Consider the following 12,508-nt stretch of genomic DNA (forward strand, 5'->3'; position numbering starts at 1 on the left):
AGCATTTATATCATGAAAGCACTTAGATTATTCTCGTTACTGATTATCAGCACATTAACATTATCATTGGCATCCTGTGCAGCCATTGGTGGAAATTCTGCGGAAGAAGATGCAATCCTGGCCGCAGAAATTGGAGCAGCTTGTGAGGATATGGACATGCAGATCCGAATAACCCAGATCATTCCTAAAGGCGGCCCTCACATCCGTCCTTTCTATGGTGATTATATTGTTAGGATTCAGAACGGAACAATCGACGCATATCTCCCATACATTGGAGAGTCTTACTCTGCAATACCCGGGAACGATTACGGAATCTGGTTCCAAAGGGCAACATACACCATAAGCCACAAGACATACGACCAGAAAAGAGGCATGTACAGTTTCGTACTCAAGGCAAGAAGCAATGACTTTGAGGATTGCGAGCTCACGTTCAGAATTTACGATAACGGAGCAACCAGCATCGATTTCTTCTGCACCACGCTCTCAAATATCAGCTATAACGGCACATATCTGGAGAACAGCAATTATCAGGTTACTGTCAAGAGCAGTGTTACCGCACCGCTTAATTAATCGAGCATCCAAATTATAAAAGTGGACAAGATCCCCGGAATAAAGGGAATCCTGTCCACTTTTTGCAAGTCGAGAAGACGTGACTCGAACACGCGACCCCTACGTCCCGAACGTAGTGCGCTACCAACTGCGCTACTTCTCGTTGGCCAAAGGGCTGTTGAATTCTGCCCTTTTCCAATGCAAATATACAAACTAATGGCATACTATCAACTTAAAAAACAGTTTTATGAAAAGGTCATTAACCCTGATTGCGCTGATTCTGATACACTTCACCCTGCTGGCACAAAATTCCGTAAAAATCAATGGCGCCGAAAAGGGCCTCTCCTATCCCGATGTGGAGATACTCATTGATGAACCGCAGACTTTCATTCCGAGAGCAAGGACCGAAGTGATTCTCTACGCTCTGCCTAACGGCACCCTGATTGAATGGACCGTTGGCAGGAAGGTTCAGCCAGGAGATGACTGGCACCTGGACGTTCACCATATAGCCGCCCAGACAGCATTCCTGCGTGCCCAGGACCACAAGTGCAACTATATTACAATATATTTGAAAACCAAGCAGAAAGCCTGGAACAACTGGCACAAACAGCACCTGGACATAGCCAAGGAGACATACGACAGACTGTTCGCAGACGTTGTGGAACTGTACAAGGATTACAACCCGTCATTGACAATAAGCAGCCATTCCGGCGGCGGTTATCTTATCTTCAATTATTTCAGGATTGCGGACAGAATCAATCCGGCAATCAAGCGTCTGGTATTTCTGGACAGTGTGTATGGATATACAACCGAGGACCATCTTGACAAATTCACAGAATGGTTGAAAGACAGGAGCCACTATCTGAGCGTAATATCCTATGAAGATTCTATGGTGATATTCAGAGGGAAGCCTCTGGTAAGCCAGCAGGGCGGCACCTGGGGCCGCAGTCACCAGATGGTGAAGGACCTGGGTGGCAGATTCAGGATCAAGGGAGAAGTCAAGGAAGTGGATGACGGAAGTTCACTCAACCCTGAAGCTGTCAAGGGCTCAAGGAAATTCTCCGATGAGACCGATGAAAGCACGAACGCACTTATGGAAATCTATCGCGGTTTAAAAGGAAGAATCTCCTTCAAACTTCTCAGAAGCCCGGAAGGCCTCATCTGGCATCTTGTTCTCGTAGAAAAGAATGGTTTCATTGATTCAGCCCTCACCGGCACCCGCCTCGAAGGCCGCGGCTACCAGTTCTGGGGCCCGCGTGCGTATTCCGAATATATCCAATAACCAGATTGGAATCATGCGTAATTGAAAATTGCTGAATGAAAATAATCATTATATTTGCATAAATTGAATATGATATGCCTGAAATAAGTTACTTTTATGGTATTGCCATCTATATGTACATGAGTGAGCACAACCCGCCTCATTTTCACGTGAAGTATCAAGATTATGAGGCGATTGTGACCATTGAAGGTGGTGTAGTGACGGGGTCCTTGCCTAGACGTGCGCTTGGTTTGGTTTATGAGTGGCTTGATCTGCATAAGGACGAATTGATGGATAATTGGAAAAGGATGGAATGCAAACAGGCTGTAATGAAAATTGAGCCATTAAAGTAAATCGTATGATTCTGAAGGTGACAGACGCAAAATATGTGCGGGATTATGTTCTCGCATTGACATTCAATACGGGTGAGGTCAAGGCCTTTGATTTTTCTACCGTATATAATGAAGGTATCTGTACCAAACTCAAAGATTTATCATACTTCAAGTGCTTTTCCTTGGACCCGTTTTCAGTGGACTGGAATAACGAGATCGGTTTCGCCCCAGAATTTTTGTACGCAAACGGTTATGAATTGTAACCAACTGAAAATGCAGTTTTCTATCTAACTGCATTATAACAACTTCCTGTAATTCAACAAAAAAGGCCGGGACTCATTATCTCGACCTTTCTGGCTCCTCAAGTAGGACTTGAACCTACGACCCCCTGATTAACAGTCAGGTGCTCTAACCAACTGAGCTATTGAGGAATTTCCTTATGTTTCACGGAAACGCTTGCTTTTCCGTTTTGCGAGTGCAAATGTAGGGCATTTTTTTATTGTGTGCAAATTTTTTTCAACTTTTTTCTGTGTTTGCAATTCTGCCGTGTACAACTTAACTTTGTGATTTAACAAAAGCAAGATATGACACTTGAAGAATTGGGCGCATGCCTGCAGCAGACCATAAATGAGCACGACAGAATCATTCTGCCAGGCATGGGAGTGCTGTATTCCAAGGAAACAGCGCCGCAATTCATCAAGAACGGCAATGCCCTCACCCCACCTTCCCGCAAGATTTTTTTCACAGCGACAGTGAATTCACAGGGTTCCGCCCAGGAACCTAACCCGGCAGCCTTGTACTTTGCAAATGAAAACGGCATTGAATACAGCCGGGCCTTTGCCGAACTCGAGGAACTCTGCCGGCAGTCACTGAACACTCTGGAGGAGCAGGCCTATATATCAATCCCTGATTTCGGCACAATCAGATACGGAGCAGGACTTGATTTCGTATTCGAACCGCACCATAATCTTGAATTCAACTTACAGAACTGGGGGCTTGACATTATCTGCGCAAGGAAAATGCAGGCTGACAAAGCTGTTGCAAGCCGTCCGGTAGTTAATCGTTTCAAAGCAGAGGAAGAGCAGAAAGCCGATTCACCGAAAGAAGAGGACAAACATCGTACACTCAAGATAACAGCTGTTGTGATTCTTGCTGCGGTCATCCTGTTCGTTGCCGCCATGTTCATATTCAAGGATACTTTCATGCCGCTTTGGGAGAGGCTTCTTTACACCCAGGAAGAATTGCAGTACATCAAAGGCATAAAATAAAACCGCATCATGCGAAAAGCCCTTTTATTCATATTGGCATGTCTTTGCTCGCTCCAACTGAATGCACAATGGTCCGGGGAGACGAATATCAATGGAGCGTACACATTTGCCAGAAACAATAATGAAGATGCCGTATTCAAGTTGAAATACCAGGGTGAGAAATATTACCTGGGCACATCCCTGTCCGGAGGACATGACTACAGGCGTACGACAAAGGAAACATCCATCACGGACCTCAAGACCGAAGGAAAGGAGTATTCAAAATACGAGGACAATGAACTTGTTCCCAGAAAGTGGAAAATCAACGGTTCCCTTCTTTTCGGATACCGTTTCAACGAAAGAAATTCGTTGGATATGGATTTCGGATACCGCCATGACGCATCGCAGGACACTCCCGAGCTCTTGAGCGAAAGGTATCACTATTCAGGCTCCTCCATTATTACGCAGAAAGGCATGCAGTTGGATACGAACTCAATGCATAACAACGGGTTTGACAGTAAGATATCCTACACGCACAAGATGCTTTCCAGAAAGGACGGGACCATTTCAGTTGTGGCCAATGTCTTATATAACAACCAGAACGAAGACAAAGCCAGACGTCTTGAAGGAGAATTATACGCCAAGAACAAGAATTACCGCACGTATGGCAACTTCAAGGATTTGTATTATAAGATTGTTGCAAGTTACAACGATGTTTTTCACCTGTGCGACAATGATCTGAAAACTTCCGTAGGTCTGGAATACGACAACACCCACGATTATGATAAATACCGGACTTCCAATAATGCCGGAGGAATCTGGAGGGATTCCATACGGTTCCACCAATCGTTTTATTATTATACCTACCGTGCAGAGCCCTACTTCGATCTGACATATTCAATAGGAAAATTCGACTTCCATTTAAGTGAACGTGTCCAGTGGTACATCCACTCGCTTGAAAACGAACTGGAAGGAGATAACAAGCTTCTTGACAACGCCAACTCGTTCACAAAAAATGACTGGAAGAACTTTACAGTATTTCAAATGGGATATCACGCAACGGAAAACAGCGCATTCAAGCTGGAATTCTCCCATTCCATAACAAGGCCTGAGTACAAGAAACTATGTGCAATGATTACCCTGGGTGCATCTGAAGGCGAATATTTCATTGGTAATCCGAACCTCGTACCGGAAACAATAAACGACATAATGCTCAGGTACAGTTACAATAAAGGCATATTTGTTGCAGGTATCGATCTGGGATATTCCTCCAAGCACAATACGGCGGAAAAGGTGCTCGACACCGATACCCCGGTACGTGTCGACGATCCCGACATCAAAACCGTATATACCTGGGTGAATACCCAAAGGCAGCAGACTCTGAGCATGAAACTGTCCCTGGACGTCAACTCCAAGGACCTTTCCGCAAAATTATGGACAATAGTCAGAGAAGATTATTATCACTACAAGTCAAAAGACCCGAAGACCGATTACAGCTATGACATGGGAATGACTCTTGCGGCAAATCTGAATGAGAAGACCGTGCTGTCGGCCGACATGCTGTATTTAAGTGCGAAAGAATCGGCATACAATAAGAAAGGAGAAGACCTGATTGCAAACGTACGGCTCACCCGCAAGGTGAACGACCGCTTGAGCATTTATGTAGAAGAGCGCGATATTGCCGACAAGGATTTGCTGGAAGTAACCTGGAACGAACAGATGACCTACTCGAAAACCATAAACACCAAGAGCAGGAACTATTCACTTGTCCTCGGCCTTTCCTACAAGTTCTGAACAACAGCAAAAAGGCAAGCTCCCGAAGGAACTTGCCTTTTGTATTGGATTCCGTTCTGATTACTCAGCAACAACTTCAACCTTGATGTTAGCCTTGATGTCCTTGTAGCATTTAACCACTGCATCATAAACGCCAACCTCCTGAAGTTTGTCCTCACCGATGATGGTGATGTTTCTTCTGTCAAGTTCATAACCCTTGGCAGCAAGAGCCTCAGCAACCTGAATATTGTTAACTGAACCAAAGATCTTGCCAGTAGCGCTGACCTTTGTTGCAACTGTAATCTGCATGCCCTCGAGCTTAGCTGCAAGAGCTGAAGCGTCATCTCTGAGCTTGGCCTCTTTGTGTGCTCTCTGTCTGAGGTTCTCGGCATGCACCTTCTTTGCAGAAGCTGTAGCCATTGTTGCATAACCCTGAGGAATAAGGTAGTTGGTTGCATAACCGTTCTTTACGGTTACGATATCGTCTTTATGTCCAAGATTCTGAACGTCCTGTTTCAATATAATTTCCATACTCTATCCTCCTTGTTATTTCAATAAGTCAGTTACGTAAGGGAGCAATGCGAGGTGACGTGCACGTTTAACAGCCTGTGCAACCTTTCTCTGGAACTTCAAAGATGTACCGGTGATACGTCTTGGAAGAAGTTTGCCCTGCTCGTTGAGGAATCTCTTAAGGAACTCAGCGTCCTTATAATCAACGTATTTGATACCAGCCTTCTTGAAACGGCAGTATTTTTTCTTTTTAACCTCAACTGTAGGAGGGTTCAAATATCTGATTTCGTTGTTTACTACGTTTGCCATAATTCAGTCCTCCTTATTTTTTCTCAGCCATATTGTTCCTTCTGCGAACTGCATAAGCAACAGCGTGCTTGTCCATAGCAAAAGTCAAAAATCTGATAATTCTCTCATCACGTCTGTACTGTGTTTCAAGGGTGCTTACGAATGAAGGCTCAGCCTGGAACTCAATAAGATGATAAAATCCTGTGGTTTTTTTCTGGATAGGGTAAGCAAGTTTCTTAAGGCCCCAATCCTCATCATTTACAACCTCACCACCATTCTCTTTGATAAGAGAGGTGTACTTTTCTACCGCTTCCTTCATCTGAGCATCAGACAAAACGGGAGTTGCAATGAAAACGGTTTCGTAACTTCTCAACATTTGATAGTTAATTAATGATTAATAATGATTTACAATCCTTTACCACACAATTGCGGTAAATGGAGCGCAAAGATATTGAATTATTCCTAAAATTCAAAATCTTTATTCTCTTTCATGAAATCAGCCAGTCTGCTCTTGAGTCTGCTCTTGCGTACATACACGTTGGAGGCGCTGTCATTGATTATCACGCTTATCTCCTGAGCTGAAAAACCGGCATATATCATGGCCAGCAGACGCATGTTGTCCTCAGTGATAGAAGGGAATCTCTCCCCTATCCTGTCGAGCACATTTGAGCGCCTTGCATTCACAACGGAACGCAGCGATTCAAAGATATCTCCATCCCTTCCGGACTCGAACAGAGCCTCCAGCCTTTTCTGCAAAGGTTTTGAAAAGCCAAGCTCGTAATATGAAGCTGCCATTGAACGTATTTCAGCGAAACGCCCGTCGAGCAGCTCCTTCAGATGCCTCTCCTGAACCTTCTGCATATCCAGCTCATTGAGCAGGGAGGTATTGGCAGCCCTGGCCGAAGAAGCCTCCTCCATAAGAGCCTGAGCATTTGCAAGATACTCCTCAGCCTGTGCATCCCTGGCCGCAATCATCCTTTTCCACCGGCGATAGACCGACACACCGGCCCACACTATGCATATCAGAAGCAGACCCAGAGCCACCCTGTGCGCACGCGACACCTTGTTTGCATGCTCTATCGCAAGTGAAGAATAGGAAGTGAGAGCGGCAATCTGCTCATTCTTGATTGCTGCAACTTCCTGATAAGGTTCCGTACCCCACCTGGAAGCCATTTCAACGGCAATGCCTGCGGCTATATCGAAACTGGCCTTGCCCTTCTCAAGCTCGCCGGCCCCTGTCAGGGCTCTGCCCTTGTTCAGCTTCAGTTTCTCGATTTCCTTGAAAAGCACTGCCACATCTATCTGTGCATCGCTGCGCCTGACATAAATGAGCATCTTGTACAGTGAATCCGCCTGGTTGTACTGCTCAATGGCTTCGTTGAATCTTGAACGCTGAAGCGAGAAATCACCCCTGGCATAAGCGGCCTTTGCCTGCGACCACAGCTCAAGCGCATTGCTGGCGGCTGTCTGCTGCGGCTGGGCATAAGAAACTCCCGGAACTGCCGGAAGCAGAACCAGGAGAATCAGAATATGAAAAAAAGAAAAGAAATAACTATTTACGTGGCGCATTCTTTACAACCTCAACAATGAATTTCCAAAGTTTTTCAACAGTCTCAATGTTCACGCGCTCGTTAGGTGAGTGAGGGCTGCAGATTGTAGGACCACATGAAATCATGTCCCAATCAGGATATGTACCACCAAGGATACCGCACTCGAGACCGGCGTGAACCGCCATCACAGCTGCGTCCTTCTTGTAGAGATCCTTGTAAACCTTCTGCATGACCTTGAGGATGGCGGAATCCATATTCGGCTGCCAGCCTGAATATCCACCTGAGCACCAAACCTTTGCACCAGCCATCTCGAACAAGCCCTTAACCTTCTGGTACAGATCCTCCTTTGCTGTGTCAATGAAGCTTCTCATCAATGAAGTTACGAGAATCCTGCCTCTCTCCGACTTAACGATTGCCATGTTGTTGGATGTCTCAACAGTACCCTCCATCTCCTTGCTCATTCTCTCAACGCTGCTAGGGCAAACGGCAATGGCTCTGAGCATATTGTAAGCAACAGCGTGCTCTATTGCCTTCTTTGGCAGAGCAACAGGCTGGAACTCATAGTATGCATCAACATCGGTGGCCTTGTATTCGTTACGTACCTCTGCAAATACATTTGCAAGCACCTTCTTTGCCTTTGCAAGCTTTGCCTTAGGAAGAACAACTGTAGAGAAAGCCTCTCTTGGTATGGCGTTTCTCAAGTTTCCGCCATCGATGGCAACAAGCTCCGCTCCGCATTTCTCAACCAATGGAAGAAGCATACGTGCAAGCACCTTGTTTGTATTTGCCCTGTAAAGGCCTATGTCCATACCGGAATGTCCGCCGAGGAAGCCTCTGCAGTTAAGTTCCATGGCAACATAATCCTTTGCAACAGGAACCTGTTTGTACTTGAACTCACAGAAAACGTTCAGACCGCCTGCGCAGCCAAGGTAAAGCTCACCCTCTGTCTCAGAGTCAAGGTTGATGAGAATCTTTCCATCGAGAACGCCAGGTTTCAAGGCGCGTGCTCCTGTCATACCTGTTTCCTCGTCAATTGTGAAGAGAGCCTCTATAGGACCGTGAGCAATGTTCTTGCTTTCAAGAATTGCCATTGCAACAGCGCAACCCATACCGTTGTCGGCTCCGAGAGTTGTACCAGTAGCGTAAACCCAACCATCAACGATTCTTGGCTGAATGGCATCCTTCTCGAAATCGAACTCAACGTCGGAATTCTTCTGAGGAACCATATCAAGGTGACCCTGAAGGATAATGCCAATACGGTCTTCCATACCTTTTGTAGCAGGCTTCTTTATAATAACGTTGCCAGCCTCGTCCATTATGGTCTCAAGGCCAAGCTTCTTGCCGAATTCGTAAGCGAATTTTCCAGCCTTCTGCTCTTTCTTTGAAGGACGAGGGATTTTAGTAAGTTCATAAAAGTTTTTCCAAACCTCTTGTGGATTCAACTCTGCAATGGTATTCATGATTATCTTTATTATGTATTAGTTGTTATTTCCAGCTTGTTTTATTTTTAACCGAAGTTCTTTCCGGCCCGTTTTCAAAGACCTTGAAAATTATGGTTTACTTTATGAGAGCCTCAACCGGTATGAAGGAATTCTGGCCGAGCTGATATATTGGCATTCTGCTCTGCAGCAGCACTTTCTGACCATCCTTCACCTTTACGTTAACGGTACGCGGCACTCTGAAATAAATCTTACCCTTTGAAGACACAGCCGCATTATCGGAAGGTAGGCTTGACATTTTCTCAGGTTCCAGCTCAACTACAACAGGTCTTCCTCCAACATTGTTAGCAGGAACGAGTCCCTGGTCCGCTATTCTGAAAGCCACATACATAAGTTTGTTGCCGCCGGCTTCAGGAACAACGTCAAAAGTCTGTGTAAGGTTTGTAACAGTTGTCTTGCCAAGGAACATTGAAAGATATTCCTCCTCAAGGCGTGCTATCTCGGCTAGAGCGGCACCCATGGCCTCACCGCTGTAAGTGGCATCAGTCTCACCTGTAATTATGTCAATTCTTTTTTGTCTGAGCTTGAATATGAGGGATGCAGTCTCCTCGGCTCTCTTGTCAATGTTCTTTTCAACTATCTGTGTCTGCTGGATAGGAATCTGCTCAAGTTCGCCGGCATCGTTCTTCACGCTCTTGTAAATTGTTGTGGTGACATTGTCCAGAGTGGAAACAGGCTCGCCATTGGCAAACGGATTGGCTGCAACATTGAATCTGAATTTATTTGGAGCATTGGTATAGGAATCGGAAGTGACCACCAGACCCTGTGAGCAAAGCTCAAGGAAGTTTGCGGAAGCACCCTTCAAGGAATTGAGATTAACGGCAATGCGTGAATTGAGATCCGCCTCAACGCAAGGGAGCATTTCAATCTTAAGAATCTCACAATCCTGCGAATTCACGCTTTTTGGCGAAACGCCGAGATATTTCTGGGCATATTTTGCATACGGACCAGCAGTGAAAGTCTTTACGGCAACATCTACTTTTAGCACTATGGATGTCTGTGGAAGTGAATAGATTACTGCACCTGCCGGCACATTGTCGCTGGCATTGAGCAGCTGGGCGTTTGCGTTGCCTGCTCCCAACAGGAGCATTGCAGCCGCAGCACAACACAATAGGGATTCCTTTTTCATATTTAACATTTATGTATTCAAACAATAAGTTCGTGAATATTTTCTTTCAATAATCGTTCCAAATTCCCGGAATTCCTGTCAGTAAAAAATCACAACTAACAAAGTTAATAAACGCTGAGCACAAATGCAACAGGCACCGTGCCAGTCACTATCGCCGAGTGGGGAAAGGAAATATCAACTGAACTGGCGGAGCTTGCTGAAGCGGCGGCGGCCAAGGAAGTATGAGAGAACTATGCTGCCGTTGAACACACCATAAAGCTTGTTGAACGGGATATTGGAATAAACTCTGGAGCGAGGAGAGGTCTCAAACTCCAGACGCATCTCCTTGAAGTCCCTATGCGCCTTGAGCACAGACCTGTAGAGCTCCTTCCGGCCTGTCAGAAGATAGATTGCGGCGCTCGCTCCGTCCAGAAGCATGCGAAAAAAAATCAGATCTTTCTTGCCCTCAGGCGGAAGGTTCTTATGAAGCATCAGCAGATTGTTCCTGTAATTGAGATACAGTTTGTACGGCGATCCGTTGGACAGCGTAGCTCCACCCACGTGGTAAACCTTTGCGGCTGGTACCGCCCAGACCTCATACCCCATAAGCTTGGCCCTCCAGCAGAAATCAATTTCCTCCATATGTGCAAAGAATCTTGCATCCAGACCGCCCAGTTCCTTCCACACACTGCTGCGCACACACATTGCAGCCCCCGAAGCCCAGAATACCTCCATAGGAGTATCGTACTGATTCTCATCAACTTCTGTATACTTGAGCACACGGCCGCGGCAAAAAGGGAAGCCGAACCTGTCTATAAAACCACCGCAGGCTCCGGCATACTCGAAAGTATCCTTTTTCACAGCGATGGCTCCATCATGCTCCTTGAGTATCTTAGGCATACATATAGCCGCACGCTGATGGGTTTCAAGAAAATCAATCAAGGTATCAAGCCAGCCCGGAGCCACGCGCACATCAGAATTCAGAAGCACGAAATATTCCGCATCAATCTCCTGCAGAGCCTTGTTGTAACCAGCTGCGAAACCGTAATTCCTGTCGAATTCAATGAGCCTGATATCCGGATAATTCTCCTTGAGCCATGCAACAGAGCCGTCGGTTGAGCCATTATCGGCAACAACAAGCTCATATCGAGCATCGTAGACCTTTGATTCCAGCTGTTTCCTTACCAGATTTGCCTCCTTTACAGCCATTGTCCTCTGACGCAGGGACTCCATCCTTGACTTGATGTCGGCCGCTCTCTCCTCCTCCTTCTTACGGAGCAGATCGGCAAGACCAACATCCATAATCAGCTCTTCTGGCTGCGATTCCAGCCCGGATACGGCTTGTTCCAATGGTTCATCGTCTGATGTTTCAGTTTCATCAACCATCTGCGGCTCATCCTGAATGCCGGAGTTTTTAGCTCTGGCAACCCTGTGCTCACGAACAGCTGTCTCCGCCTTGGCTTCACCAGGCTTGTTTGAACCGCCTCGGGACTTACGGGCGCGCAATCTTGTCCTTGTTCTGGTCTCGGCCAGCGTTGCGCTTATTTCATTCTGAGAAGGATAACCTATGAAAGATGGATCGATTTCAGAAAACAGGTTAGCCTCGAACTCACGGTTCGGTTCGGCTTCTACAGAAATGACAACATCCTGTTCAGGAAACAGTGACGGGTCCTGTGGCATACCAGCTTCGGAAACGGCCACACTGTCCTGCTCTGAACTCCTGATATGTTCCGCACATGAAATCTTCTCCTCTGAAGGTTCTACGCATGGAATTTCCGCCTCGGGCACTTTCTCAACTGGTACTTCAGCCACCGGAACAGCAAGCGGCTCTGCATCAGCTGCTTTCATAGCCGTAGCATCTGCTTTGCAGTCTTCATCAGGCTCCTTCTCCAATATTTCCTGCTCGCCCTTCATATTCTTATACTGTCTCAAAGACTCATAAAGCCCGGGAATATACTTCCTGAGCATTGCCTCACCATTCCAGTTCAATATGACAACCGATGCCTTGACCATTTCTAAAAGGAAAACGCAAATTTACAAGAAATGGAACAATAATCATACACAAGCCTCAAAAATCGAAAGCTGGCATCAAAAAACTGCTAAAAAAATTTGGAATGGCACAAAAAGTTTCTACCTTTGCAATACCAAAACGGGAATGGAGAGATGGTAGAGTGGTCGATTACGGCAGTCTTGAAAACTGTTGAGCTGCGAGGCTCCGGGGGTTCGAATCCCTCTCTCTCCGCAAGAAACGCTGAATTTCAGCAAATTACAAGGTTTGCGCACAATCTTACGCACACAAAAGCGAAAGTTGGGCGTAAATTTATCCCAAAAAACTGACCTATATTTTAGGAAACCACAAAGTGCAGAAACGAAATACCCTCCGCAGATTTC

General features: G+C 46.0%; 13 protein-coding genes and 3 tRNA genes. 7 read left to right on the plus strand and 9 right to left on the minus strand.

All coding sequences use genetic code 11. The annotated features are described in order from the left end of the window. Positions 1–12: 12 nt before the first annotated feature. On the plus strand, positions 13–570 hold the full coding sequence (locus AC06L3_RS06055; protein ID WP_475669725.1) for a DUF4251 domain-containing protein: 558 nt from the start codon (positions 13–15) through the stop codon (positions 568–570). 69 nt (positions 571–639) lie between these two features. Here the strand turns inward: AC06L3_RS06055 and AC06L3_RS06060 are convergent. Further along, a tRNA-Pro gene (locus AC06L3_RS06060) sits at positions 640–712 on the minus strand. A gap of 84 nt (positions 713–796) precedes the next feature. Between AC06L3_RS06060 and AC06L3_RS06065 the strand changes: the two genes are divergently transcribed. From AC06L3_RS06065 to AC06L3_RS06075, 3 genes are all read left to right on the plus strand, one after another. Further along, complete coding sequence (locus AC06L3_RS06065) at positions 797–1,831, plus strand: hypothetical protein (RefSeq protein ID WP_475669726.1); 1,035 nt, start codon at positions 797–799, stop codon at positions 1,829–1,831. A 74-nt stretch (positions 1,832–1,905) separates the two neighbouring features. Next, positions 1,906–2,163 carry a DUF4160 domain-containing protein gene (locus AC06L3_RS06070; RefSeq protein ID WP_475669727.1) on the plus strand — a complete coding sequence of 86 codons (258 nt, stop codon included), beginning with the start codon at positions 1,906–1,908 and terminating at the stop codon, positions 2,161–2,163. A gap of 5 nt (positions 2,164–2,168) precedes the next feature. Next, on the plus strand, positions 2,169–2,405 hold the full coding sequence (locus tag AC06L3_RS06075) for a DUF2442 domain-containing protein (RefSeq protein ID WP_475669728.1): 237 nt from the start codon (positions 2,169–2,171) through the stop codon (positions 2,403–2,405). A gap of 91 nt (positions 2,406–2,496) precedes the next feature. Here the strand turns inward: AC06L3_RS06075 and AC06L3_RS06080 are convergent. Next, positions 2,497–2,573: transfer RNA gene (locus AC06L3_RS06080), tRNA-Asn, on the minus strand. 153 nt (positions 2,574–2,726) lie between these two features. Here AC06L3_RS06080 and AC06L3_RS06085 point away from each other — a divergent pair. Beyond that, positions 2,727–3,410 (plus strand): HU domain-containing protein, encoded by a 684-nt coding sequence (locus tag AC06L3_RS06085; protein ID WP_475669729.1) that lies wholly within the window; start codon positions 2,727–2,729, stop codon positions 3,408–3,410. Positions 3,411–3,419: 9 nt separating this feature from the next. Continuing rightward, positions 3,420–5,183: an outer membrane beta-barrel protein gene (locus tag AC06L3_RS06090; protein ID WP_475669730.1), complete on the plus strand. Its 1,764-nt coding sequence runs from the start codon at positions 3,420–3,422 to the stop codon at positions 5,181–5,183. Positions 5,184–5,243: 60 nt separating this feature from the next. On the opposite strand, the gene rplI is transcribed toward AC06L3_RS06090, so the two are convergent. From rplI to AC06L3_RS06125, 7 genes are all read right to left on the minus strand, one after another. After that, a complete protein-coding gene (rplI, locus tag AC06L3_RS06095) occupies positions 5,244–5,693 on the minus strand; it encodes a 50S ribosomal protein L9 (RefSeq protein ID WP_475669731.1) in 450 nt (149 codons plus the stop codon). Positions 5,694–5,708: 15 nt separating this feature from the next. After that, the gene (rpsR, locus tag AC06L3_RS06100) at positions 5,709–5,981 is read right to left on the minus strand and encodes a 30S ribosomal protein S18 (RefSeq protein ID WP_475669732.1); all 273 of its coding nucleotides are present in this window, start codon (positions 5,979–5,981) and stop codon (positions 5,709–5,711) included. Positions 5,982–5,994: 13 nt separating this feature from the next. After that, the gene (rpsF, locus tag AC06L3_RS06105; RefSeq protein ID WP_475669738.1) at positions 5,995–6,333 is read right to left on the minus strand and encodes a 30S ribosomal protein S6; all 339 of its coding nucleotides are present in this window, start codon (positions 6,331–6,333) and stop codon (positions 5,995–5,997) included. An 89-nt stretch (positions 6,334–6,422) separates the two neighbouring features. Then, positions 6,423–7,529, minus strand: a complete 1,107-nt coding sequence (locus AC06L3_RS06110; protein ID WP_475669733.1) for a hypothetical protein — start codon at positions 7,527–7,529, stop codon at positions 6,423–6,425. Next, a complete protein-coding gene (locus AC06L3_RS06115) occupies positions 7,513–8,970 on the minus strand; it encodes an aminoacyl-histidine dipeptidase (RefSeq protein WP_475669734.1) in 1,458 nt (485 codons plus the stop codon). Before AC06L3_RS06115 ends, AC06L3_RS06110 begins: the two co-directional genes overlap by 17 nt. A gap of 97 nt (positions 8,971–9,067) precedes the next feature. Further along, complete coding sequence (locus AC06L3_RS06120; protein WP_475669735.1) at positions 9,068–10,138, minus strand: DUF4831 family protein; 1,071 nt, start codon at positions 10,136–10,138, stop codon at positions 9,068–9,070. Positions 10,139–10,312: 174 nt separating this feature from the next. Then, entirely contained in the window at positions 10,313–12,130 is a 1,818-nt protein-coding gene (locus AC06L3_RS06125; RefSeq protein WP_475669736.1) for a glycosyltransferase family 2 protein, read from the minus strand. A 144-nt stretch (positions 12,131–12,274) separates the two neighbouring features. On the opposite strand from AC06L3_RS06125, the gene AC06L3_RS06130 reads away from it, so the two are divergent. Then, a tRNA-Ser gene (locus AC06L3_RS06130) sits at positions 12,275–12,359 on the plus strand. The last annotated feature ends 149 nt before the right edge of the window (positions 12,360–12,508 follow it).

Source organism: Candidatus Egerieousia sp. (genome assembly GCF_056211015.1).